The 24,911-nt window shown below is 70.3% G+C and carries 23 protein-coding genes; 12 read left to right on the forward strand and 11 right to left on the reverse strand.

Annotation, left to right across the window (positions count from 1 at the left end):
• Positions 1-34 precede the first annotated feature (34 nt).
• Together ACT53O_RS02475 and ACT53O_RS02480 are read right to left on the reverse strand one after the other, a co-directional pair.
• The gene (locus tag ACT53O_RS02475; RefSeq protein ID WP_476151232.1) at positions 35-1,612 is read right to left on the reverse strand and encodes a sugar transferase; all 1,578 of its coding nucleotides are present in this window, start codon (positions 1,610-1,612) and stop codon (positions 35-37) included.
• Positions 1,613-1,791: 179 nt separating this feature from the next.
• Positions 1,792-2,649: a lysostaphin resistance A-like protein gene (locus tag ACT53O_RS02480; protein WP_476151233.1), complete on the reverse strand. Its 858-nt coding sequence runs from the start codon at positions 2,647-2,649 to the stop codon at positions 1,792-1,794.
• A 70-nt stretch (positions 2,650-2,719) separates the two neighbouring features.
• Between ACT53O_RS02480 and ACT53O_RS02485 the strand changes: the two genes are divergently transcribed.
• From ACT53O_RS02485 to ACT53O_RS02500, 4 genes are all read left to right on the forward strand, one after another.
• Entirely contained in the window at positions 2,720-3,319 is a 600-nt protein-coding gene (locus ACT53O_RS02485; protein ID WP_476151234.1) for an arsenate reductase/protein-tyrosine-phosphatase family protein, read from the forward strand.
• A 58-nt stretch (positions 3,320-3,377) separates the two neighbouring features.
• Positions 3,378-4,763, forward strand: coding sequence for an HNH endonuclease (locus ACT53O_RS02490; RefSeq protein WP_476151235.1), 1,386 nt, complete (start codon positions 3,378-3,380; stop codon positions 4,761-4,763).
• 185 nt (positions 4,764-4,948) lie between these two features.
• The gene (locus ACT53O_RS02495; RefSeq protein ID WP_036289527.1) at positions 4,949-6,466 is read left to right on the forward strand and encodes a tyrosine-protein kinase domain-containing protein; all 1,518 of its coding nucleotides are present in this window, start codon (positions 4,949-4,951) and stop codon (positions 6,464-6,466) included.
• Positions 6,467-6,469: 3 nt separating this feature from the next.
• Positions 6,470-7,405 carry a hypothetical protein gene (locus tag ACT53O_RS02500; RefSeq protein WP_476151236.1) on the forward strand — a complete coding sequence of 312 codons (936 nt, stop codon included), beginning with the start codon at positions 6,470-6,472 and terminating at the stop codon, positions 7,403-7,405.
• An 11-nt stretch (positions 7,406-7,416) separates the two neighbouring features.
• Here the strand turns inward: ACT53O_RS02500 and ACT53O_RS02505 are convergent, their stop codons facing one another.
• On the reverse strand, positions 7,417-7,782 hold the full coding sequence (locus ACT53O_RS02505; protein WP_036321166.1) for a response regulator transcription factor: 366 nt from the start codon (positions 7,780-7,782) through the stop codon (positions 7,417-7,419).
• Between the two features lie 77 nt (positions 7,783-7,859).
• Between ACT53O_RS02505 and ACT53O_RS02510 the strand changes: the two genes are divergently transcribed.
• The 7 genes from ACT53O_RS02510 (at position 7,860) to ACT53O_RS02540 (ending at position 17,070) form a co-directional block, all read left to right on the forward strand.
• Entirely contained in the window at positions 7,860-9,530 is a 1,671-nt protein-coding gene (locus tag ACT53O_RS02510; protein WP_476151237.1) for an ATP-binding protein, read from the forward strand.
• A gap of 19 nt (positions 9,531-9,549) precedes the next feature.
• Positions 9,550-11,205 (forward strand): sensor histidine kinase, encoded by a 1,656-nt coding sequence (locus tag ACT53O_RS02515; RefSeq protein ID WP_476151238.1) that lies wholly within the window; start codon positions 9,550-9,552, stop codon positions 11,203-11,205.
• Positions 11,202-12,311, forward strand: coding sequence for a diguanylate cyclase (locus ACT53O_RS02520; protein WP_112932427.1), 1,110 nt, complete (start codon positions 11,202-11,204; stop codon positions 12,309-12,311). Before ACT53O_RS02515 ends, ACT53O_RS02520 begins: the two co-directional genes overlap by 4 nt.
• A gap of 23 nt (positions 12,312-12,334) precedes the next feature.
• A complete protein-coding gene (locus tag ACT53O_RS02525) occupies positions 12,335-14,125 on the forward strand; it encodes a DUF4012 domain-containing protein (RefSeq protein ID WP_476151239.1) in 1,791 nt (596 codons plus the stop codon).
• Positions 14,126-14,190: 65 nt separating this feature from the next.
• On the forward strand, positions 14,191-14,760 hold the full coding sequence (locus ACT53O_RS02530; RefSeq protein WP_476151240.1) for a cell wall protein: 570 nt from the start codon (positions 14,191-14,193) through the stop codon (positions 14,758-14,760).
• A 38-nt stretch (positions 14,761-14,798) separates the two neighbouring features.
• Positions 14,799-15,830, forward strand: a complete 1,032-nt coding sequence (locus tag ACT53O_RS02535) for a glycoside hydrolase family 6 protein (protein ID WP_476151241.1) — start codon at positions 14,799-14,801, stop codon at positions 15,828-15,830.
• A 109-nt stretch (positions 15,831-15,939) separates the two neighbouring features.
• The gene (locus ACT53O_RS02540) at positions 15,940-17,070 is read left to right on the forward strand and encodes a response regulator transcription factor (protein ID WP_476151242.1); all 1,131 of its coding nucleotides are present in this window, start codon (positions 15,940-15,942) and stop codon (positions 17,068-17,070) included.
• 52 nt (positions 17,071-17,122) lie between these two features.
• Here the strand turns inward: ACT53O_RS02540 and ACT53O_RS02545 are convergent, their stop codons facing one another.
• The 3 genes from ACT53O_RS02545 to ACT53O_RS02555 all read right to left on the reverse strand — a co-directional run bounded on the left by ACT53O_RS02545 (position 17,123) and on the right by ACT53O_RS02555 (position 20,130).
• Positions 17,123-18,658: a glycosyltransferase family 2 protein gene (locus ACT53O_RS02545; protein WP_036318668.1), complete on the reverse strand. Its 1,536-nt coding sequence runs from the start codon at positions 18,656-18,658 to the stop codon at positions 17,123-17,125.
• Positions 18,659-18,688: 30 nt separating this feature from the next.
• Complete coding sequence (locus tag ACT53O_RS02550; RefSeq protein WP_476151243.1) at positions 18,689-19,420, reverse strand: fructose 1,6-bisphosphatase; 732 nt, start codon at positions 19,418-19,420, stop codon at positions 18,689-18,691.
• Between the two features lie 89 nt (positions 19,421-19,509).
• Positions 19,510-20,130, reverse strand: a complete 621-nt coding sequence (locus tag ACT53O_RS02555; RefSeq protein ID WP_135948572.1) for a hypothetical protein — start codon at positions 20,128-20,130, stop codon at positions 19,510-19,512.
• 205 nt (positions 20,131-20,335) lie between these two features.
• Here ACT53O_RS02555 and ACT53O_RS02560 point away from each other — a divergent pair, with 205 nt between their 5' ends.
• Positions 20,336-20,848 carry an LPXTG cell wall anchor domain-containing protein gene (locus ACT53O_RS02560; RefSeq protein WP_476151244.1) on the forward strand — a complete coding sequence of 171 codons (513 nt, stop codon included), beginning with the start codon at positions 20,336-20,338 and terminating at the stop codon, positions 20,846-20,848.
• Between the two features lie 79 nt (positions 20,849-20,927).
• On the opposite strand, the gene ACT53O_RS02565 is transcribed toward ACT53O_RS02560, so the two are convergent.
• The 5 genes from ACT53O_RS02565 to ACT53O_RS02585 form a co-directional block, all read right to left on the reverse strand.
• Positions 20,928-21,779: a universal stress protein gene (locus ACT53O_RS02565; protein WP_476151245.1), complete on the reverse strand. Its 852-nt coding sequence runs from the start codon at positions 21,777-21,779 to the stop codon at positions 20,928-20,930.
• Positions 21,780-21,864: 85 nt separating this feature from the next.
• Positions 21,865-22,554: an endonuclease/exonuclease/phosphatase family protein gene (locus ACT53O_RS02570; protein ID WP_476151246.1), complete on the reverse strand. Its 690-nt coding sequence runs from the start codon at positions 22,552-22,554 to the stop codon at positions 21,865-21,867.
• A gap of 77 nt (positions 22,555-22,631) precedes the next feature.
• Positions 22,632-23,468 (reverse strand): tRNA pseudouridine(38-40) synthase TruA, encoded by an 837-nt coding sequence (gene truA / locus ACT53O_RS02575; RefSeq protein WP_476151529.1) that lies wholly within the window; start codon positions 23,466-23,468, stop codon positions 22,632-22,634.
• A gap of 35 nt (positions 23,469-23,503) precedes the next feature.
• Positions 23,504-23,815 (reverse strand): putative quinol monooxygenase, encoded by a 312-nt coding sequence (locus tag ACT53O_RS02580; RefSeq protein WP_476151248.1) that lies wholly within the window; start codon positions 23,813-23,815, stop codon positions 23,504-23,506.
• 42 nt (positions 23,816-23,857) lie between these two features.
• Positions 23,858-24,754 (reverse strand): carbohydrate kinase family protein, encoded by an 897-nt coding sequence (locus ACT53O_RS02585; protein WP_476151249.1) that lies wholly within the window; start codon positions 24,752-24,754, stop codon positions 23,858-23,860.
• Positions 24,755-24,911 lie beyond the last annotated feature (157 nt).

Raw genomic sequence — 24,911 nt, forward strand, 5'->3', positions numbered from 1 at the left:
AGGTCTCCGTTTAGCTTGTAGCTTGCTGTGTCAGTCAATGGGCCGACTCCCCTGGCGCGATGACAGCCTTGGCCGTCTTCATCAGAATGGCCAGGTCGCTCACCAGCGACCAGTTCTCCACGTAGTAGAGGTCGAGACGCACGGCATCCTCCCAATCGAGGCTCGAACGGCCGCTCACCTGCCAGAGGCCGGTGAGGCCGGGGCGAGCCAGCAGACGCCGGCGCGCGGCATCCGTGTAAAGAGCGACCTCCGCCGCGATCTGCGGGCGAGGGCCCACCAGGCTCATCGAGCCGCCGAGCACGTTGAACAGCTGGGGCAGCTCGTCGAGCGAGTACTTGCGGATGAACTTGCCCACCGGAGTGATGCGCGGGTCGTCCTTGATCTTGAACAGCGGCTTCTCGCTGGTGCCCTGCGCTTCGAGCAGCGCCTTGAGCTCCTTGTCGGCGCCCACGCGCATCGAACGGAACTTGAGCATCTTGAACGGCTCGCCGTTGCGACCGATGCGCTCCTGCTTATAAAGAAGAGGACCGATGCTCGTCCACGACACCGCGACCGTGACCACCAGCAGCACCGGCGACAGCAGCACGATGAAGATCGTGGCGGCGATGATGTCGAAAGTCCGCTTGACGAAAAGCTGGCCGCGCGTGAACCGCGGGGTCTCCACGTGGATGAGCGGCAGACCGGCGACGGGGCGCGTGTGCAGACGCGGGCCGGCGATGTCGATGATGCTCGGCGCGAGCACCAGGTGCTGACGACCCGCCTCGAGGCCCCAGGAGATCTCCTTGACCTTGTCGGCCGGAAGCTCATCGGTGCTCGTGATCGCGACAGTGTCGGCGTTCACCGCCTGCATCGCCGACGCCACCGCGTTGACGCTGCCCATCACCGGCACGCTCGTGCCATCGATCACATCGGCGATCTTGCCATGCGGCACACAGGCCCCGACCACGACATACCCCGACCGCGGCGAGCGCTGCAGTTCGCGGGCGATCTGTCCCACCGAAGACTCCGACCCCACCAGGAGGAGCCGTGCCGACCACTTCCCGTGGCGGCGCTTCGACAGCAGCCACTGCCGCCAGAGCCAGCGCGTCCAGAGGAGCACGGCGACACCGATCGGCAGGCTGAGGAGAAGGAAGCCGCGGGCGACATCGATGCGCGTCAGGAACGCGACGATCGCGATCACACCGAACAACCGGAAGCTCGAGACGGCGACGCGCACGTACTCGCTCGTGCCAATGCCGATGACGCGGTAGCTGCGGGAGTCGCTCCACGACAGCGCGCCCATCCACAGCACGATGAGGAGAACCGAGAACGCCCAATAAGAGAAATCAGTGATGCGAACGTCGTCACGCATGGCGATCTGCGCGTTACCGAACCCGAACCACGCGATCTGAGCGCCGAACACGGCCCAGGTCAGCACGAGGAAGTCGCTGACGACGAGCCGGCGCTGAAAGCGGCGACGCCAATCGTTGAAGGGTGGGGCAGCGGGACGCATAGTGCTGGTGGCCTGAGTCGACGCACCGGCCGGAGCAGTGATGGAGCCGCTGTCCGCGCGGGGTGCTGTCGAGTCGTGAGGCGACTCCGTCGTCGCATCGACCTGAATATCGGTCGACACTTCGGCTTCCTCCTATATCTCGGTTTCGGCCCCCCGGCTGTCGGGAGATTATCAGCCGAATGTGTCAGGTGTGTGACGCGTGACGGTCTGATGACTCCCGGTGACACCCGAGCCTATGAGCACGATGAGAGGGCTCTCATCATCCTTTTGGTGAAAACTTGGTGTCGCGTGCGGATCCGTCAGCCGAGCGACGGCGCCGCGGGCGCGACGGCACCCCACGTTCCGACGACGACGAGCACCAGATACGACACGTTGTAGACCACGTGCGTCAACACGGCGCCCCAGATGCGGCCCGTAAGCAGAACCACCAGCGCGCACGTGCCCCCGACCGCGAAGAGTTGGATGCCGTCGACCAGCGTCAACGCCCCGGCCGTCGCGTGGAGCAGCACGAACCCGCCCGCCGACACGAGCGCCGCCGTCACCCCGGCCGCCACCCCACCCACGCTCCGCCGCAGCAACTGATACACCGCGATGAGAACGACCGTGCGGAAGAAGAACTCCTCGACCAGCGGCGCGACCAGCCCCGCCGGAATCGCCTCCGTCAGCCACCACCCCGAGGGCAGGCCGCCGTCGAGCGCCATCGCGGAGGGGAAGGCCGCGGCATCCGCACCGCTCACCCAGCCCTGCAGCAGACGCAGGCCGAGCCCCAGCCCGACGCCCCACAGCACATCGATCGGCCGAAACCTCAGCAGCCCGGCCGGCCGCGACCGCGCGAACGCGAATGCGACAGCGGCACCGAGCCCGAGCCACAGCACCACGGTCGAGGCGGTGGCGGCCCACGGCGCCGCGATGCGGCTCACGGCGCCGCCGCCGACGACGCCGAGCCCCACCCCGATGAGCGCTGCCGACAGGACGGAGAGGTCCCAACGGCGCACCGACGTGCCGCCCAGACGCCAGTCGGTGCGCTTGCGACGACGGCGCCCGGGCGTCGCGGTCTCGCCAGAGGCCTCCGACGCGCCGCGCCCACTCGGCGACCGGCGCGCAGGCGTCGACGCCTCGACGGCGGACGAACCGGGGTCGCTAAGCTGATCGGGCACGTGGCCAAACTACCGGTCACGCGGCGAGCCACACACTCCCTCCCCCGCTCTATCGACACCGGAAGTCACCGTGCTCGAGATCCTCACCGTGTGCACCGGCAACATCTGCCGCTCCCCCCTGGCCGCGCAGCTGCTGGCCACCCGCCTCGCCGATCTTCCGGTGCGCGTCTCCAGCGCCGGCGCTCGCGCGCGCGACGGGATGCCGATGACTCCCGAAGCCGCTGACCTCGCCCTCGCCCGCGGCGTCGACCCGGCGCTCGTGGCGGCCCACGGCGCCCGCTACCTCACCCCGGTGCACGTGCGCACCGCCGATCTCGTGCTCTCCATGGCGCGCGACCACCGCCGCGAAGTCGTCGAGCTCGACCCCTCGCGCATGCGACAGGCCTTCACGGCGCGCGAGTTCGCCCGCCTCGCCGCCGATCTGAGCAACGACGACCTGCGGACGGCCGCAGCGACCGCCGGGGAGGGCGCACCCCCGCGGGAGCGCTTCGCCGCCGCGCTGGGCGCGATCGCCGGGCGCCGCGGGATCACGCTGCCCCCGGCATCCCCCGAGGACGACGACGTCATCGACCCCTACGGTCGCTCCGCGGCCACGTACGAACGCTCTGCGGTCGAGCTCGAGCCGGGGCTCGTCGCCGTCGAACGCGTCGTGCGGATCGCCTTCGGCTGACCTCGACCCCTGTGGACAACTCCGACGAGTGTCGTAGGTATGTTCTAATGTCGAAGTCATGGAGAACAGGCTCGATGGCATCGCCGCAGCGCTCGACGCGCTCGCGGCGGCGGGCGGTGCACAGGCGCCGGCCGCGCTCTCACCGAGCGCGCTCGTCGAGGTGAATCGCGCTTTCGGCGTGCTCATGCGCCAGGTCGACGCCGCGTTCGCGCCCGTCGCAGCCGAGATCTCCCGTCAGTCGCGGCCGCAGCTCGGGGGCGACTCCCTCGCCAAGAAGCAGGGCTTCCGCTCCCCCGTCGCGCTGATCCAAGCCACCACCGGCGCGAGCGTGGGCGAAGCGATCAGACTCGTGCAGGTGGGCGAGAGCACGGCGCCGCGCACCAGTATCAGCGGCGAGTCGCGACCCGCCGCGCATCCGCACGTGGCGGCGGCTGTGGCGGCGGGCGCTCTGTCGATGACGGCGGCGTCGGCGATCATCACTCTGCTCGACAAGCTGTCGCTCCGCGTCGATTCCGCGCGCAGGGATGCCGCCGAGCGCGACCTCTGCCAGCGGGCACCCGGACTGCGGGCCGACGAGCTGACCCGGCTGCTGGCGCACGCGGAGGCCGAACTCGACCCCGACGGGCTCGCCGCCGCGCACGAGGAGCATCGGTCGGCCCGCGCGCTGCGGATGCAGGAGCGAGACGGCATGCTCCACCTCACCGGGGTGTTCGACGTGGCCACCGCCGCGCCGATCAAGACGGTGCTCGACGCGATGGTCACCCGCGTGCTGCAGAACAACGAGCACGCCCCGCGGCACGAACACGGGCATGGGCACGGGGGCGGGGGCGGCGACGACCCCAAGGCAGGCGCTCTTCGCGACGAGCGCACGGTGCCGCAGATGAGAGCCGACGCCCTGCACGAACTGTGCGCGCACGCCCTCGGCTGCGAGCAGGTCCCCACGGTCGCGACGACCACCGTCGTCGTGCGGATGACGCTCGACCAGCTCGAGTCGGGGTGCGGCGTCGCGCGCATCGATGGGTTCGACGCATCGCTGCCCGCCGCGGAAGTGCGCCGGCTCGCCGCCGACCTGCAGGTCATTCCGTGCGTTCTCGGCGGCGACAGCGAGATTCTCGACTGGGGTCGCACGCGTCGCCTCTTCTCACCCGCACAGAAGCTCGCCCTCGCCGAACGCGACGGCGGCTGCGCGTTCTGCGGGGCTCCGCCGGCGTGGACTCACGGACACCACATCGCCTGGTGGAACCGGGATGCCGGGCCCACCGACCTCGACAACGGCGTGCTGCTGTGCACCGGCTGCCACCATCGCATCCACAGCGACGGGTGGGAGATCCGCGTCGACGGCGTCGGAGTGGCCGCGCGGGTGTGGTTCATCCCGCCGCCGTGGATCGACGCCGATCGCACGCCCCGCATCGGTGGGGGTGCCCGCTACGCGCTGAGCTGCTGAGCGATGTGGGGTGATGATGACGGATCCACACGGCGGCACCGACGGCGACGACGACCTGTGCAGGCTGCACACGCACGTGTTGCCGCCCGGACACCGGCCCGAAACATCCGCTATGGCAGACTGAGTCCGATCGTCCCGGCCTTGCAACCCCCCTCCTGGCTGGCAGCGCGTCTTCGAGAGGCACCATGGAGCTCAGCGACTACATCCGCATCCTCCGCAAGAACTGGCTCGTGATCGTCGTGCTGACCCTGCTGGGACTCGGCGCGGCAGCGGGCTACTCCCTCACGAGGACCCCGATCTACGAGTCCGCGAGCACGGTCTTCGTCTCCACGCAGTCGGGCAACACGGCCCAGGAGCTGCAGCAGGGATCGTCGTTCGCCCAGGCGCGCATCAACACCTACGTGGGACTCACCACGACGCCCGTCGTGCTGAACCCGGTGATCGCCGACCTCGGCCTCGCCCGCACCGCCGAAGATCTCGCGAAAGACGTCAAGGCGTCGGCCGCTCTCAACTCCACGCTCATCACCATCACGGTCTCCGACCCCGACGCCGTCCAGGCGGCCAAGATCGCCAACGCGATCGCGGCGAGCCTCGCCTCCGCGGTGCCGCAGCTCGAGCCCGAGAGCAACAGCGGGGCCAGCGCCATCCGCCTCAGCCGCGTCAGCGACGCGCAGCCCGCGCTGAAGCCGTCGAGCCCCAACGTGCCGCTGAACCTCGCCCTCGGTGTTCTCGTCGGCCTGGCCCTCGGCATCGGCGTCGCGGTGCTGCGCACCACCCTCGACAACCGGGTGCGCACGCCCCGCGAGGCCGAGCAGATCACCGGCTCGCCCGGCATCGGCGCGATCGCCTACGACACGAAGGCCAAGGAGCGCCCGCTCATCGTCCACGCCGATCCGCTCAGCCCCCGGGCCGAGTCGTTCCGGGCGCTGCGCACCAACCTGCAGTTCCTCGACATGGGCGGCCGATCCAGCTTCGTCATCACCAGCTCGATCCCCAGCGAGGGCAAGTCGACCACGACGATCAACCTCGCCATCGCCCTCGCCGACGCCGGCAAGCGCGTCGCCCTGCTCGACACCGACCTTCGCAAGCCCAAGGTCGCCGAATACCTCGGCATGGAAGGCGGCGCGGGTCTCACCGACGTGCTCATCGGCCGCGCCAAGGTCGGCGAGGTCATGCTCCCCTGGGGCGGGCGCAGCCTCTACGTGCTGCCCGCCGGCAAGATCCCACCGAACCCCAGCGAGCTGCTCGGCTCGCGCCAGATGAACACCCTGCTCGAGATGCTCGAGAAGGACTTCGACGTCGTGCTCTGCGACGCACCGCCCCTGCTGCCCGTCACCGACGCCGCCATCCTCGCGCGCGTCACCAGCGGCGCGCTGCTGATCATCTCGGCCGGCCGCACGACCAAGCACCAGCTCCAGGGGGCCACCGAAGCCCTCAACACCGTCGGCGCCAAGCTCGCCGGCTTCGTGATGTCGATGGTTCCCACCCGCGGGCCCGACTCCTACTACTCCGCCTACGGGTACGGCTACGGATACGGGTACGGCTACCGCGAGACCCCGGCCAAGACCTCCAAGGCCGAGCGCAAGGGGGCCAAGCGCCGCGGACGCACCACCCCGCTGGCCAGCGTGCCCGCCGCGCCCACGCTCGACGAGCTCGGGTTCGACTCCCGCCGCGACGCGCGTGAGGCCGACAGGGAGAGCTGAGTCGTGCCCCGCCCGCGCAGCTTCGCCAAGAGCCGCGGCGGCGCGACGCTCATCGCGATCGGACTGATCGCGCTCACCGTCGCGGCCGTCGGGCTCAGCGTCGCCGCGCTCCGGCAGGGCCGCGGCCCCGGCGACGTTGACGCCACCGTCGGACCGGCGCCCACCTTCACCTACGCCGTCCGCACCCCGACAGCGACGGCGACACCCACGGCATCCACTTCCCCCACCCCTGCCGGCGCGCCCGGTGCGGCCGAGCGGTTCCTGTCCGTCGGCGCCGACGCGATGTGGCGCGCCACCGCGGGAGCGTGCGGCGGCGCCGCCCCCGTCGTCGAACGCTCCGGCGACAACGGCGCCACGTGGCAGAGCGTCACCCCGACGACGAAGGGCGCCGTCCAGGTGCTCAGCCTCACCTCGTTCGGTGGGCGCAACGCCACCGCCGTCGCCGCGCTCGGCGCGAACTGCACCCTGAACACGCTGCGCACCTACACCGACGGCCGGTTCTGGGAGCCCTATCCCGACATCTTCGCCGTCGACACCTACGTGTTGCCCGGCGAGCGCGCCGTCATCGTCGACGGCACACGCATCGCCGCCCCCTGCGCGACACCCTGGGGCCTGCGCTCGGCCGGCAGCACCACCGCGATCGTCTGCGACGACGCCGCCTACCGCCTGGACGGGCAGAACTGGACGCGTCTCGCTCAGACCGCACGCGCCGTCGCCGTCAGCGCAGACACCGTCTACATCGCGCAGATGGATGCCGCGTGCAGCGGCATCCGCATCACCGCCCACTCGAGCGACGCGACCGGAACGAGCGATCTCGGATGCACGACGCTCGACGCCGCCGATGCCGCCGGGCCGCTCGCACTGGACGCGAGCAGCAGCGCATCGGGCACCGTGCTCACCCTCTGGGCGGGCTCACGCCTCATCGACATCGCCGGCTGAGCCGGCCGCAGTCACGAGGCGAGCAGCTCGGCGACGCGGCGACGCAGCTCGCGCGGCGCGAAGGGCTTCACGACGTAGTCGTCGGCACCCGCTCCGCGCGCCGCATCGATGTCGGACGGCGCCGATTTGGCCGTGAGCATGATGATGCGGGTGGCATCGAACGACGAATCCTGCCGCAGCGTGCGACAGACCTCGATGCCCGTCATCCCCGGCATCATCCAATCGAGAACGATGAGATCGGGGTGCGCTGCCGATGCCGCGGCGATTCCGTGCTCGCCGTCGGTGGCGACGGTGACCTCATGACCGGCGATGCTCAAGACCGTGCGCACCAGTTCGGCGACGTCGGCGTCGTCATCGACAACGAGCACGTTCGCCATGGGTGCGCCCTCCACCGACTCAGCCCCTCGATAACTAGCCTGTCTAGATTTCCCCCGAATGCCATTAGCGTACTCGTATGACAGCCTCCGGGGTGGATCGCCCCGTCGATCGCCCCACAGCTGCGTGGCGCACCCTGGGCTTCTGGCTGGGCGGAGCAGTGCTCATCTTCGTGCTGTCGATCGTGGCGGTCGGCTTCGCCGTTCCCGGCGTGCCGGTAGCCCTGTGGTGGCCCGCGGCCGGCGTCTCGGTCGTGCTCGTCCTGCGCGCGCCGCCTCACCGCCGCGCGGTGTCGGTGTGCGTCGTGCTCGTCGCGACGACCGCCGGCAACCTCGTGGCGGGGCGACCCGCCGAGCTCAGCGGTCTGTACGGACTGGCGAACGCGATCGAAGCGGCGATGCTGGGCTGGCTGCTGCTGCGCCGGGGCCGAGACGCACGCCTGCGCACAACCACCGACGCGGTGCAGTTCGTCGCCCTGTCCGCAGTCTCCGCCATGGTCTTCGCCCTGCTCATCGCGCTCATCAACATCACCCTCGTCGAGGGTGAACCCCTCGCTTCGGCGATCATCACCTGCGCCTCCCACCTGTCGGCCGTGCTGCTGATCGTTCCTCTCGCGCTCTTCGAGGGGCAGCCGCAACCGCCTTCTCGTCCGGGTGAGTCGGCGGCGCAGATCCTCGTGATGCTCATCGTCATCGCGGCGGGCATCGGCCCGCTCAGCCCTCTGCCGCTCGCATTCCTCGTCTTCGTGCCGTTGGCGTGGGCATCCCTGCGTTTCCCGCCGCTGTTCGCCCAGATCCAGGCCCTCGTCGTCGCGCTGACGACGATGCTGTTCAGCCGGCTGAGCATGGGCGTGTTCGACCCGGCCCGCATCGACCCCACCGAGCGCGCCATCACGGTCGCCGCCTTCGTCGCCGCGCTCGCGATCTTCACGGTACTGACGACCACCGAACGCAACGAGTCGCTGCGCAACGCCCGCACGGCGGTCGACTCCGCGGAGCAGAGCGCCGAAGCCGCGCGTGCCACCGCCGCCACCGTCCAGGTGCGCTACGACCTCGAACGGCAGCGGCAGGACTTCCTCTCCACGACCAGCCATGAGCTGCGCACGCCCATCACGATCATCGCCGGTTACAGCGAACTGCTCTCCGACGCCGAACTGCCTGCCGAGGCCGGTGCGTGGGTTGACGCGATCCATCGCAACACCGGACGGTTGGCCGGCATGCTCGACGACCTCCTCGCCTTCAGCCGCACCCAGGCCGAACGACCGCGACCGCTCGAGATCGCGGCATCCGACCTGGTGCACGAGGTCGTCGCGCACCACACCAGCAGCGCCACTGCGCGCTCCATCGAGGTCGACATCGACACCGCCGAGGAGATGGCGGTCTTTGCCGACCGTGACGACGCCGCGCGCGCACTGGGCAACCTGCTGTCCAACGCCGTCAAGTTCACACCGGCCGGCGGCGCCGTCCGTGTCGAGATCTCGGGTGTCGCCGCCGACGTGATGTTCACCGTCAGCGACACCGGTCCGGGCATCGGGCCCGACGCCCTCGCCCAGGTCTTCGACCCGTTCTACCGCGGCGAGCAGGCCGAGGTCCGTGCGACCCCGGGGACGGGTCTGGGCCTGCCCATCGCCCGGATGCTCGCACGACGCAACGGCGGGGAGGTCATGATCGTGTCGCTGCCCGGACACGGCACGAAGGCGACCCTGCTGCTTCCCCGCAGCGGCACAGCTGCCGCCGACGCGGATCAATAGACTGCCGAATGAGGAACCGATGACCACCCCCCGCGTCGAGAGTCGATGGGCCGACAGCCAGCTGATCGGCACCGTCGTGAGGTCCGTGTGGCAGTGGCAGCTCATCGTCGGCTTCAGCACCGTCGCGGTCGCACTGGGCGTGACGCTGCTCAATCCGCGGCTCTTCGGCGACATCTCGCTGCTGACGGGGCTCGCCCTGATCTGCGCGATCACATCGTGGGCGATGGTGATGCCGTGGGCCCGCCATCGCGAGCTCGTCCTCGCGCTGCCCTTCGCCGACGCCGTCGCGATCGGACTGCTCGCCATCTCGGACCACACGCTCGGATATCTGTGGGTCGTCCCGATGGCGTGGGTGGCCACCTACTACTCGATGGCTGCCGTGGTCGCCGCGCTCGGGCTCATCTTCGCGCTGCAGATCGTGCGCTGGTGGATTCCCGGGGCACCGCTCACGTCGCCCCTGGAGATCATGATCGTCCTGCTGGGACTCGGCTTCCTCGGCATCGCCATGAACCAGGGCGCCCGTCGCACCCGAGCGTTCCGCCTGCTCATCCAGCGCCAATCCCGCCAGCTCGACCGTGCCGTCGCGCGGATGAGCGTGCACGAAGACCGCGCCAACGGACTGTTCGACACCGTGAGCACCGCGCTGGCCCGCGTGGACGACCGTGGGAACATCGACCTGGCCAACGCCGCCTACCGGCATCTCTACGCCTACGACAACGACGACTACCGGCATCCGCCGCGCGCCGTCGAGTACGACGCCTACCGCGGCACCGCCCTTCCCCGCGACGCGAGCTCCATCGCCCGCGCCGCCCGCGGCGAGCGGGTCGAGAACGAGCTGATCTGGCTGTACGACGCCAGCGGAGAGTGGCGCGCATTGTCGATGTCGATCCGCGGACGTACGGTGCGCACCGAGACCGACGACGACACGGAGGTCTCCATCATCCAGCTCGACGACGTCACCGACACCGAGCGCGAACGCCGAGAGCAGCGGGCGACAACCAGCGCCGTCTCCCACGAGCTGCGAAACCCGCTCACGGTCATCCTCGGTCACGCCGACCTCATGCTCGACGCCGAAGACCTCACGCCGGCCCAGCGCGAGCACGCGACGGTCATCGAGGGGGCCGCCGAACGGATGCTGGCCCTCACGAAATCGCTGCTCGACTCCCACCGCGCCCCGGAGGTGAGCGACCAATTCGACCTGTCGATCATCGCCGAGGCCACGGCCGACGCATTCGCCCCGGCCGCGGCCGCCTCCGACATCGACCTGCAGACGAACATCGACCGCCCCCTGCCGATCACCGGGGACGGCTTCCGACTGCGCCAGGTCGTCGACAACCTCATCAGCAACGCCATCAAGTACACCCCGCGCGGCGGTAGCGTCGAGGTCATGACCACCGCAGAGGGCGACGACGCGGTGCTGCGGGTGTCCGACACCGGCATCGGGATCGCGGCCGACGATCTGGAGCGGGTCTTCGTCCCCTACTTCCGCGCGCGCAGCGCCACCGCGAGCGGCATCGCGGGCACCGGACTGGGAATGTCGATCGCCCGCCAGATCATCGAGGAGAACGCGGGCACGATCAGTCTGGAGAGCACGCTCGGCACCGGCACGACCGCGACCGTCCGCCTGCCGTTGCGGGGCTCTCACCGTCCGAGCACGACGGAGGTCAGCGCATGAGCATCTCGACCGTCATGGTCGCCTTGACGACGCTGTGCACCGCGATCATGATCGGGCTGGGGTTCTTGCAGCGGCCGTCGCGGGAGGCCGCGATCTGGTCCAGCGGATTCATCGCCGCCATGGCCGCGAGCTACCTGCAGACCAGCGCCAATCTGCTCGACAATGCCTGGCTCGACGCCCTCAGCGACGGACTCATGCTCCTCGCTCTGGGCCTCGTGTGGGTAGGCCTGCGCGCGCGCCGCGGGCGCCGACCGATCCTGCTGTCGGCGGTGATCGGTGTGACGCTCGTGGTCATCGTGACCGTCGCGCTCACCTCGGGCACGGCCGCCGAAGACGCGGTCGGCAACGTCGAGCTCGTCGTGTTCGCGGCGATCTCCGCAGCCACGGCGATCGAACTCGTCGGTGTGCGCACGGCAGCACGCGGCGTGATCGTCCCGCTCGCCCTGTCGTCGGGCCTGGTGGCGGTGTTCTCCCTGGTGTGGCTCTGCACCGACCTCGTGGGCGACCGCCTGCGCCTGGTCGACAACCTCCCTCCGACGGAGGACTTCACCCCGGTGGTCATGGCCATCACGCTCGTGACCGCCTTGACCACGCTGCTGCTGCTCGCCCGGGCCGAGAACCCGACCTCGGTGACGGCGACGGTCGCCGGCTTCCGAGTCATCGCACGTGACCGACTCGCCCGCGCGGAGCGATTCGACGACGCGTGGTGGTCGCTGCTGGACGTTCGCCTCGACGACCCGATCGCGCTGCGCGAAGCCTCCAGCGCGCTGGCGTACAGCCGTGTCCTCGAGCGCTTCGCGTCGGACGTCGCCGCCGTCTTCCCCGCCGAGGCCGATCTCGATCGGCTCGAACCCTCGCGCATGCTCGTTCTGCTGCCGCGCCACGAGGCCGCCGTCCGCCCCCTCCTGCGCGCATTGCTGGAGCGTGTGGCGACCGTCTCGACCGACCAATCGATCGCCGTCCGCCTGTCGGCCAGCATCGGCTGGGCGAGCGTGTCGCGGATCGGCTACGACCTCGACGACCTCATCACGGCCGCCGCCGCCGCCGCCGACGAGGCGCAGCTGGCCGGCGGCGACCGCTGGGAACGCGCGAGCGTGATCGCCTGAGCGCCTCCCCGTAGGATCGTGGCGTGAGCGCACTCCCCCGCCCGGCGCGCACCGCGGGCCGCATCTTCGCGTGGACCGTCGCGGGTCTGCTGCTGCTGGCGGTCGCGATCGCCGTGTGGGTGGGTGTGCGCGGGGCCCTCGCCTACCAGCATCTGCAGCGGATACAGACCGGAGCAGCGCAGAGCACCGCGGCGCTGGCCGCCGACCCGTCATCCGCCGCGCCGACGCTGGCACGGCTGGCCGCCGACGCGTCCGAGGCGCACCAGCTCACCTCCGACCCCGTCTGGGCGTTCGCCAGCCACACACCGTGGATCGGCCCGCAGCTGGCGGCGTTCGGGACGGTCGCCGCGGCATCCGACGAACTCCTTCGGGAGAGTCTGCTGCCCCTGGCCACCGCGGCTCAGAACGTGTCGATCGACGGCCTGCGCCCCGTCGGTGGACGCCTCGACACGAGTGTCCTCGCGGGTCTCGTGACACCCGCCCAGGATGCCGCGACGCGCGCAGCCGACGCCGCCGTCGCCGTGCAGGACATCGACCGCACCCCGCTGATCGGCGTCGTCGGCACGGCCGTCGACCGTGCCGACGATCTCTTCTCGACCGTCTCGACCGCCGTGGACACCCTGTCGCGCACCTCGCGGCTGCTGCCCGACATGCTCGGTCGGAACGGACCGCGAACATACCTGGTGCTCGTCCAGAACAACGCCGAGTGGCGCTCGCTGGGCGGCATCGCCGGCGCCGCGGTGGTGCTGCGTGCCGATGACGGACGCCTGTCACTGATCGGCGCGCTCTCGTCGGGCGATCTGCCGCGCGGCTTCACGAACCCGGTCGTCGCCCTGCCCGACGAGGTCACGAAGATCTACGACACCAAGCCGGCGCGATACTTCCAGAACCTCACGCAGATCCCCGACTTCACGGTCGACGCTCCGATCGCGCGGGAGATGTACCGGCTGAAGACGGGCACCGACGTCGACGGCGTGCTCGCCATCGACCCGGTCGTGCTGTCGTACCTGCTGCAGACCACCGGTCCGGTCGCCCTCCCGAGCGGCGACGCCCTCAGCGCCGACAACGCGATCCCGCTGCTGCTCAACGAGGTGTACCTGCGGTACGCCAAGCCCGCCGATCAGGACGCGTTCTTCGCCGGTGCGGCCGGCGCGGTCTTCCAGGCCCTCGCCGACGGGCGGGGCTCGGCATCCGGCCTCATCTCCGCCCTCACCCGGGCCGGCGAAGAGCATCGCCTGCTCGCCTGGAGCGCGCACGCCGACGAGCAGGCGATCATCGACGGCACCGTCGTGGCCGGTCAGCTTCCGGTCACCGACGCGCACACGGCACGGTTCGGCGTCTTTCTGAACGACGGCACCGGGTCGAAGATGAGCTACTACATCGACCCCGACGTCTCTCTCGCCTGGGCGTCGTGCCGGCCGGGCGGGCAGAGCGCGCCCCGCCAGCTCACCCTGCAGCTCACCCTGACCAGCCGCGCGCCCGCCGACGCCGCGACGACGCTGCCGGAGTACATCACCGGCGGCGGCGTCTACGGCACGGCGCCGGGCGCCGCCGAGGTCGTCGGCAACATCTACCTGCCGCAAGGCTTCGAGCTCGTCTCGGCGACGGCCACGAACGGCGCCGGCTTCGCGGGCGGCGTGCACGAGGGACGCCGGGTGCTCACTTTCGGCATCGACCTCACCCCGGGAGCATCCACGGGCGTGACGGTCACCGTCCGGGCGAACACCGCCGCCGGCGACGCCCAGGCCGTCGTCACACCGACGGCGGATGCCGCGCGCGCTCCCGTCGTCGTGGCGACCTGCGGCGCGGGGTAGACTCCCTGCATCGCACGCTCGGCCGGTTCGTCCCCGGTCTGGTGCACACCGCAGGGAGAAGCTCCATGACCCGCTCGCGCCGCCGTACCGCCGACCGTCTGGCGCGCGCCGCGGGGGCGGCCCTGGTGGGAGTCGTTCTCGCGCTCGCCCCGAACGCGGCCCACGCCTCCACGATCTACCCGCCGGTCGACTCGTGCACGACCTCTCCGGCCAGCATCACCGCCGGCGGCACCCTGTCGTTCTCCTGCGCAGAGCGCACGTTCGGCGCCGATGAGCCGGTCACCATCACCGTCACCGGGCACGACGGCGCGAACACGTCGTTCGCCATGGTGCACCTCGGCATCAGCACGGGCAGCACCACACGCACCTCCGACGCGAACGGCGCCCTCGGCGAGGTCCGCATCGTCCTGCCCGCGACCGCGAGCGGCGTCTACAACATCGCTGCGATCTCGCGCAGCTCGGCCGGCGGTACGGCCAGCGCGTCGACCACCGGCGCCGACGGCCTTCCGCGCACCGGCGGCGACAGCGGTCAGCTCGTCGGCGTCTGGGTGGGCGGCGGAGCGCTCGTCCTCGCCGGCGCGGTCGTGCTCGTCGCCCTCGCCGTTCGCCGTCGTCGCGACCGCAACGACCTCTGAACGGCCGCCCGCGCTCCCCGCACCGGTACAGTTCAGACGTGTCCTCCTCCCCCCGCAGGCGCATCCTGTCCCCTCGGCGCGTGCCGAGACGCGGAATCGTCATCGCCGTCATCGTCCTCGCCGCCGTGATCGTGGTGGGCGCGATCGCCGGGGTGGGGATCGCCGTCACCCAGGGGGTGCATGCCATGCTCGCCCAGCCGCCCGCCGTCGGAACGACCGTCATCGCGCCGCAGCAGTCGAAGGCACGGATCGCACTCGAGAACCTGCCGATGGATGCCGATGCCACCGCCGGCACGACCTACCTCGCCGCGCAGCCCACCGCCTACTGGCTGACCCCTGAGCAGGATCCCATCGGAACCGTCGGCGGAACGGTTCTGGACCTCATCGCCCAGGCCCGCGATCAGAATCGCGCCACGGCGATGGTCGTCTACGGCCTGCCCGACCGCGATTGCGGCAATCACTCCGCCGGCGGCCTGTCGCCCTCCGACTACCCCCGCTGGGTCGCGGAGATCGGAAAGGCGCTGAAGACGGCGCCCGACCAGCAGAAGATCATCATCCTCGAACCCGACAGCATCGCCCTGACCAGCGAGTGCGGGGATGTCGCGACGCGTGCCGGCTTCCTCTCGGGCGCGGTCGACGCCCTCTCGTCGACGGCGACATGGATCTACATCGACGGTGGACACAGCGCCTGGCACAGCCCCGACGAGATGGCCCAGCTCATTCGCCAGATGGGCATCATCGACCGGGTGCGCGGTGTGGCCACCAACGTCTCCAACTACCAGTCGACGTACGACGAGTTCGCCTACGCGCACGCGCTGTCGGACCGCCTGGGGGGCACCCACGCCATCATCGACACCTCGCGCAACGGCGTCGCGACCGCCGGTGCGACCTGGTGCAACCCGTCCGGGCAGCGCGTCGGCGATGCCACCGGGACCTTCGGCGACGACGTCGTGGACACCAACCTCTGGATCAAGCCTCCGGGCGAGAGCGACGGCGTCTGCAACGGCGGTCCGGCGGCCGGGTTGTGGTGGCCCGCCGCGGCCGTGGAACTCACCAGCGGCGTGCGCTGACGCCACCTCGATCCCGCCGCTGCGGCGCGTGGCTAGACTGTGGCTCAGCACCGTGCTCCACACCCCCCTACTGGAGAGTCCCGGGACCATGACCGATCCTTCGTTACCGATGAAAACCGCCGTGATCATCGAGGATGATCCCGACATCCGTCACCTCATCGTCGAGGTGCTCGAAGCCGCGGGCTTCTCGACGGTGTCGGTCGGCAACGGCATCGACGGCGTGCGGGCGGTGCTCTCCTACCAGCCTCTCGTCACCACTCTCGACGTGAACATGCCCGGCATCGACGGATTCGAGGCAGCGCGGCGCATCCGCGCGCAGAGCGACACGTTCATCATCATGATCACCGGCCTCGAGGAAGAGGCCGACGTCGTCGTCGGGCTCGGCTCCGGCGCCGACGACTACATCGTGAAGCCGTTCCGCCCGCGCGAGCTGCGCGCTCGCATCGACTCGCTCCTGCGCCGCCCGCGCGCCACGGCCGGCGGCGCGCCGCAGGTGGCCGCGCCCCGCCAGGAGGTCGGCGGCCCGTCCTTCCCCGGAGCGCGTCCGGGCGCGCCGCGCGTGCCCGACTACGGGATGCCGCAGGCTCCCGCCGCCGGGTACGGGTATCCGCCGCAGGCCCCCGGCTGGCCGACACCGGTCGAGGCCCAGCCCGCCGGCTGGCCTCCCGCCGCGCCGGCCGACCCGCCCTACAGCTTCGACGGCGCGCAGCCCTCCGCAGCGCCTGCGCAGCCGCAGGAGCAGACGGCCCCGGCATCCGCCGCACCCGTTCCGTCCGCGGCGGCACCCGCCGCACCGGCGCCGCCGGCGCAGCCGATCGTCGTGCCCTCGAGCGTCGGGCCCCAGTCGCCCGGCAGCGCCCTCGCCACGGCGGGGGCCGCCGGTGAGGTGGTCGCCTACACCGGGCCCGGCTGGGTCGCGCACCGCGATCTCACCGTGAACCCGGAGCAGCGCGTCGCCGCGATCGCCGGTCAGGAGCTGGTGCTCACGCGCACCGAGTTCGATCTGCTGGCGACCCTCATGGAGTCCAAGCGGCGGGTGCGCAGCAAGGCCGATCTGACCCTCGTGTTGCGCGGGGAGTCGTACGTGACGAGCTACTTCGTGGGCGAGGCCGACAAGCGCGCGATCGAGGCACACATGACCAACCTCCGCCGAAAGCTCGGCGACAACCCCGCCAACCCGCGGTACATCGAGACCGTGCGCGGCGTGGGCTACCGGCTGACGGCAGAGCACGCCGCCTGAGCGACGCCGAGGAGCGTCGCCGACGGGCACCGCGGGTCTTCGTCGCGGGCCGTCAGACCTTGAAGCCCTGGTGACGACGGAACAGCCGGAACGACATGAGCACGGTCTGGATGACCGTGACCACCCCGACGATGGGCCAGCCCACCCAGAGGATCGCCGACTGCGCCACCGGGTCGAGCATGTTCCAGATCACCGCGACCGCGATCGCGACGATGGCGAGCATGATGAACGGCACCCAGTGACCGATGCTGCCGCCGCCGCGTTCGGCCTTGGCCTGCATCGCCCAGTTGTCGACCTTCTTGCGCGACAGGAACCGCGTCCACGACCGCAGGAAGTGGCTGATGCGCACCCACATGAAGATCTCCGCGGGGAACATCAGGCCGGCGAAGAGAAGATCGCGACTGTTGCAGGTCTCCATCGCCCGTGCGACCCGCAGGTTCAGCATCATCGCGACCACCGGCGGGATGAGCCACCACGGTGAGAAGACGAACGCGTTGATCGAGAGCGAGGCGATCAGCAGGGTGAGGAAGGCGACGCGCACGAAGAGGTTGGTGAGCATCGAGAAGTTCTCGAACCACCGCAGGCGCAAGTTCGGGTGGAACGGCTGCCCCTTGGTGTCGCCGCGCTGACCCGGCCACATGAGCTCGATCGCGCCGTAGGTCCACTTCACCTGCTGGGCGTCGTAACCCTTGAGCGTGGTCATTCCGCCCACGTCGGCGCGGGCGAAGGGGCTGATCTTGGTGAGGTAGCCGGCGCTCTTGATCTGCAGCGACAGCAGCGAGTCTTCGACCTCGCTGTCCTTGACCCAGGGCGAGTTCTGGTGGTTCGCCTTCATGACATCGCGCAGCGCTGTCGTCGAGAAGATCGAGAACTGCCCGCCCAGCACCGCCATGTTGCGCCCGCGCAACAGGTTCTGCAGGTTGAAGGCCGCGAACTGGGTGCGCTGGCCGGCGATGAGGAACTTCGCGATGACGCCCTTGATCGGGCGGTCATCGATCGAGTAGATCGCAGAGATCCCGCCGATGCGGGAGTCGCCGACGGCTTCGCCCTCGAGGAACTCGACGGCCCGGCGGTCGGCGATCGTGTCACCGTCCACACCGAGCAGGTAGTCGTACCCCTCGACCAGTGCGTAGCCGTAGTTGAGCGCTCCGACCTTCTTGTCGGGGTTCTTGCCGATGTCGTGGACGAACACCTCGGTGAACTGCTCGCCCAGCTCGGTGGTGATCTCGTGCGGACCGCTGAACTCCGACGCGATCTTGACCGTCGCGTCGGACGTGTTGTTGACGACGACGTGGATCACGTCGGGCACCCGGCTCTGCCCGAGCAGCGAGCGCAGCACGTCGGCGATCGACTCCTCCTCGTTGTACGCAGGCACGACACACCCGATGGTCGAGCGGTGCACGGTCGTGTGCTCGAGCACCGAGGAGAAGTCGTCGAGCTCGGGGATGGCGAGCTCCGCGGGGTGGAAGGACTCCTGCGGCACGGGGAACCCGTACGGCTGCGCCGGCGGTGCCGGCGGCGCCCCGAAGGGTGCCGCACGGAACTGCGGTTCGGCGGCCTGCCGGCCGGTGTCGAAGGGCGTGCTCACGGTGTACCTCGTGTCGATGTGGACAACAGACTATTGAGTGGGGGCGGTCGGGGAGAAGATGGCGATCGGAAGAACCTGATAGACGGTCTGCTGCTGGAAGCTCGTATCCGTGTTGGCCGTGCCCTCCACCCACACCTGCAGGGCGAACTGGAGGGTGATCCCGTAGGTGTCGGCCGGCAGCTGGTGGATCGTCGTCGTCGGCACGAGCAGCCCGCCCTGGAAGGTGTTCAGCAGGAGGCCGCGGTCGGAGCGCATCGTGTCGGACGGCACCAGGGTGCGCGGGTCGGCCGAGAACTGGAACGGCGACATCATCTGCTGCTGACCGATCGTGGACTGCGACACCTGCGAGGTGATGCTGACCATCGACAGGTACACACGTCGCTTCTGCGTGAGCACCGCCTTCTCATCGACGCGGTGATCGACCACGTTGACCGCGAAACCGAAGGTCTTGTCGTTGTCGGGTGCCCACTCCTGAGTGCGCTTCGGATCGGCGGCCCAGACGTCCAGGCGCACCTCGAGCCCATCGGCGACATCGGTGGACAGCGACACCGAGCCGTCGTAGGTGAACTTCGAGTCGTAGGGCATGCTGACGGCCTGGGTGACCGCCGGGCGCGGGGCAGGCGTGGACACCGCGTTCTGCTGCAGACCGTTGAAGGCGCTGGCGATCTGGGTGCAGCCGGTCAGGGACGTCAGCACCACGAGGCCCGCGGCGGCGGCGGCGAGGGCGCGGAGGCGGGGAGGACGCGAGGGGGCGGGAAGCATGATCCACACGCTATCTATGGACCACCGGCGGGACGTGCGAATCAGGGAAACCTCGACACGGTCTTTACCCGATCTTGAGGAAGGCGCGTTCAGCCGCCGTTCTGGGCGGCGATCGCGATCGTCAGCGTGTCACTCGCGGTCTGCTTCGCGAACTCGGTCGAGGTCGGCGTCGTCTGCACGAGGAAGTCGTACTCGAACTGCACCGTGACGTAGGTGGCCTCGGCGGGGACCGTGCCGACATTGAAGGTGTTGGAATAGCTGTAGGGCGACAGCACCAGGTATCCGGGAGAGACCGTGGCCTGATCCACCTGGGCATCCAGCGGTGCGAACGTCTGCGACGCGTTCGCGGGGATCGCGGTCATCGTGGCGCGCTGGAGATAGACCTTCTGCCCGTCATTGGGCGTGATCGTCGTCACCATCGACAGACTGATCGGCTTGATCGCCGCCGGCGTCCAGCGGTCCATCCGCAACGTCGACCAGTAGTTCACTGCTGCCGAGACCGCGCCCGCCGTGAGCGTGCGCTGGGTCGATCCGCCCGACAGATCGTTGGAGACCGGCGTCGGAACCGGGACGGCGGTCGTGGGAGCGGGCGCGGGTGTCGTCGCCTGCGCGGCCCATGGCGCGGGCCCGCAACCGACCAGCGGGATCACGACGACCAGCGCGGCGAGCGCGGCGCTCAGAGCACGGCGGCGACTCCCGGGGCGTTCCATCCGGCAGGTCTCCTTCACGTCGCGAAACATTTACATATCGGAAACCGCAGGAGTTTGCAATCCGGCAGACCCCTAGGGAATACTCGGGAGAGCATCAGCACCACCATACCGCTTCACTCTCCATCCCCCCATCTGCATCAAGACCGGATATACGGAACGAGCGGATCATCAGGTACCCCCAGACCGGATTCGAAAGCAGGCACTCATGAAGCACCGTTTCACCAAGGTCGCGGCCTCCGTCGCGATCGCCGCAGGGTTGGTTTTCGCCGCCCCGGCAATGGCACAGGCTTACACCCCGACCGGCCCCGACACCGTCACCGTGACGGTCACGGCGCCCGGTCCCGTTCCCGTGACCGGCTTCCAGCCGGGCGCGAGCGTGACCTTCACGCTCGTGGGCGAAGGCGTCGGCGCGGGCAACCTCGCCGCGGTCAAGTTCGCGGTCAGCTCCACGACGGTCACCAAGACCGCCGACTCGTCGGGCGTCGCCACGGCGACGATCGTCGGCACCCCGCCGGTGGGCTCCTCGTGGACGCTCGCCGCGACCGGCGCTCGCGCCTCGTCCGAGGCCGGCGGCGGCAGCGGCACGCTGCCCTCGACGGGTGGCGACAGTGAGTCGCTGCTCGGCATCTGGGTCGGCGGTGGCGCTCTCGTCCTCGCCGGTGCGACCGTCGCCGTGGCCGCCACGGTGCGTCGCAACCGCCAGGAGACCAACGCCTGACGCACGCCAGAACGACAACGAGAGAGCCTTCCCGGTCACGGCCGGGAAGGCTCTCTCGTTGTGCGCAGGCTGCGCGGCGTCAGCGCACCACCGCGGTCACCGCGGGAAGATGCGACAGCACCTCCTGGCTGATCGAGCCGAGCAGGAAGCGGCCGAGGGCCCCGCGACCGTGCGTACCCACGACGACGAGGCGAGCGGTCAGACCTCGCGAGGCGATCGCTCGTGAGGGGTAGCCGCGCTCGACGACGCGCTCGACGACCAGATCCGGGAAGTCGACGGCGAGCCCGGCGAGGGCCACCGCCTGCATCTCCTCCGTGGCGGCCTGCATGTTCGACAGGTACATCTCGGGGTAGACGGCCAGTCCGTTGCGGGGCGCCTCGATGGGAGTCCAGACACTGACCGCGGTGAGCGGTTCGCCCAGGCGGTCGGCCTCGCGCGCCGCGAAACGCAGCGCATGCTCGGACACCGGCGACCCGTCGACGCCGACGACGACCCCGCGCCGCCCGACGAGTGCCGTGTCGGGCACCACTACGACCGGGCAGGCGGCCCCGGCGACGATACGGATGCCGTGGGCGCCGCGCGCCGGTCCGTCGCCCGGTCCGCGGTAATCGCTGCCCAGCACGAGGAGTGAGGCGTTGACGCTGGCGTCGATGAGGCGGGACACGGGGTTGCCGGTTTCCACCCGTGTCATCACCGTGATGCCGGCATCCCGCACCGGCGCCGCCAGGCGCTCCAGCACGGTCTCGGTGTCGGCGACGGCCTGCGCGATCAGCGCCGCCTCGCCGACGGCGCCGAGCGCTCCCCCGATCACCGACATCAGCTCGATGCCCTGCGTGCCGGGCGGAGCGGCCTGCGCCCGCTGCAGCGCCCATCGCACCGCACGTTCGGAGACGGGTGCCCCCGTCACAGCCACGACGATCTTCTCGACCATGATTCGTCCCTCCGTTGGGATCGGTGCCTCCACGTTACGCCGCGGCACCGCACGGCCACAGGATCGTGGGCCGTGACAAAGAGGGTCAGGGGGTGCGCGGGGCCAGGGCGCGCGGCTCGGCAGTGATCAGAATGGGCAGGTGGTCGCTGCGCCCCTGCGGCAGCGTCGTGATCGTCGCGATGTCGAACCCCACGCTCGTCGCGAAGTCGTAGTGGCCGCGGAAGAACTTGTAGCGCGTGTACGTGCGGGCATCGCTCAGGGTGAGCTCGTACCCGGACTCACGCACGTGCTGGCCGAGGTTCTCTTTGAACACCGGATAGTTGTAGTCGCCGACCATGAGGATCGGCAGGTCGGGGCCGAGGCTGGAGAGCTCTTCCAGCGCGGCCTGGATCTGCTTGCGCCGCAGCGAGTTGAGCGCGGTCAGCGGGGCGGCGTGGAAGCTCGCGACGATCACCTCGCGGCCGAGGTCGATGTCGTGCAGGCGCACCGCCAGCATGCGCTCCTCCGCGGGCTTGAGCACACGGTCGTGCAGCGACTTCTTCAGCGCGAGCGCACGCACGTCGCGCGCATCGAAGACGCTTCGCCGGTAGTACAGCGCAAGTCCCAGCCGGTTGCGTGCCGTCGCCTCGGCCAGGTGCAGATCGCCGATCTGCGACGGCAGGTCGCTGGAGACCGCCTCCTGCAGGCAGAGGACGTCGGCCCCCGTGCTCTCGACCAGCTCGCCGAGCTCGCCGATCGCCTTGTGCTTGTTGAGGTTGTACGAGATGACCTTCATCCCCCGCCTTCCGTCGCTCTCAGCCTAAGCGGCGGTCCTAGGAATCTGCTCCGTCTTGACAACGGGACCCGGCCGGCTCAGTCGGCGTCGAGGCTGCGGCGTGCGCGCGTCTGCGCGGCGCGGGAACCCAGCAGGTCATCGGCGGGGTAGCCGACCTCGGTGAGGGTGAGACCGCGGGCCGCGAGCACCTTCACGTCGCTCGTGCGCACCCCGCCGTCGCGGATCGCGGCGACGTCGGCGATCTTCCGCCGCCCTTCGCCGACCGCCGCGCAGGCACCGACGAGGGCGCGCACCATGCTGTGGCAGAACGCGTCGGCTTTCACGCGCGCGATCAGGATGCCGTGATCGTCTCGACCCCAGCCGAACTCCAGCAGGGTGCGGATCGTGGTCGCCCCCTCCCGCCATTTGCAATACGCCGCGAAATCGTGCAGACCGATGAGCGACCGTGCCGCGGCATCCATCGCGTCCACGTCCAGCGCGGCCTTCACGCTGGTCGTGCGCACGCGCTCGAGGGGGTCGTAGCCGGCGATGCGATCGGCGATGCGGTACTCGTAGCGTCGCCAGACGGCCGAGAACCGCGCATCGAAACCGTCCGGTGCGACGGCGGTGCGGTGCACCACGACGTCGGGATAGGCACCGAGCACGCCGTTGATGCGGGCAGCCAGCGCCTCGGCGGTGCCGCCGCGGCTGGACGACAGCCGCTGCTGCTGCCGATCGGTGAGATCGAGGTGGGCGACCTGCCCGGCCGCGTGCACCCCGGCGTCGGTTCGCCCCGCCACGACCAGCTGCGGATCGCCGCCGAGCACGCGGGCCAGTGCTGTCTCGAGCGTGCCCTGAACGGTGCGCAGACCCGGTTGACGGGCCCACCCGCGGAAGTCCGTGCCGTCGTAGGCGAGATCGAGGCGCAGCCGCATCCCTCCCGCGGAGTCGGAAACGAGCTCGCCTGTCGTCACAGAGCGCCTTGGGACGGCGTCCCGGCCGGCACAGGAGTCATCGTCACGACCTCGGCAGGCCCGGTCACCAGGCCGGTGACGGCGGCTTGCAGGGCCTTCACGGCGTCGCCCTGCGCGTGCGCGGCGAGGGCGGCGGGCTCCGCCCATTTCTCGATCATCACGACCGTCCCGTCGGAGGCGGCGTGGATGGCATAGAGCAGACACCCCTCCTCGGCGTGGACGGCGGGCATGGCGGCACTGAGCGCCTCGATGAGTGCGGGGCGCTGGCCGTCGACGGGCTGGAAGACGGCGGTGACGACAACAGTCATGACAGGAGACCTTTCTTGTGGGTGGGGACGTGCGCAGCCGGCTCAGCCGAGACGCTCGTCCACGTCGGCACGGGTCGGCGGGTTCGCACCGGCCCGCGAGACGGTGATGCCGGCGGTGACGGCGGCACGGCGCAGCGCCGCGGCGAACGAGGCGGCGTCCTCGAAGATCGCAGGATCGTCCAGCGCGCTGGAGATGAGGCTCGCCATGTACGCGTCGCCGGCACCGATCGTGTCGACGACCGTGACAGCCAGCGCATCGACGGCGCTCACACCACCGGGCCCCAGCCCGACGGCGCCCTCGCCGCCTCGGGTCATGACGATCACGCGCGGCCCGTAGGCGGCGACCTGGTGCAGCACGGCGTCGGCGTCCAACCCCGGGTACAGCCACGCGGCGTCCTCGTCGCTCAGCTTGACCAGATCGGCCGATGCCGCGGCCTGGGCGAAACGTGCGAGCGCGACCTCGTGCGCGCCGACGAGCGCCGGGCGGATGTTCGGGTCGAGCGTCACCAGCGCCGCACCCGTGTCGGCGGCGCGACGCAGGACCTCCAGCACGGCGCTGCCGCCCGGCTCCAGGAAGAGCGCGATCGAACCGGTGTGGACGACACGGGCTCCGTCCAGGGATGCCGCGGGAACCGCCCAGTCGATCGCGAACTCGTACTCGGCGGAACCGTCCGGACGCAGTCGTGCGCGGGCGGTGGAGGTCGCGGCATCCGTCCACGACTCCTCGTCGACGACGGCGCCGGATTCGGCGATCTGGGCAGCGATCCGCGCGCCGCGCTCGTCGCGCCCCAGTCGGGTCAGCAGACGCACCGCGTGTCCCTGCCGGGCAAGGCCCACGGCGACGTTGGCAGGGCTGCCGCCGACGAGCTCGCGGTCGCCCTCGGCGCTCTCGACGATGTCGATGAGCGCCTCACCGATGACCAGCACATCCGTATCCATACGACCAGTCTGGCGCACCGCACGCGGCGCGCGCGTCATCGGCAGTCGGTGTAGACGACGCCCGACGTTCAGGGAGGGTACGTACACTGGAAGATCCGCTCGCACCGACCCGACGTGGCCGGCGAGACGGCCCACGGAACTCGCTCCGAATCACCAC

Source organism: Microbacterium sp. DMC48, from assembly GCF_056313825.1.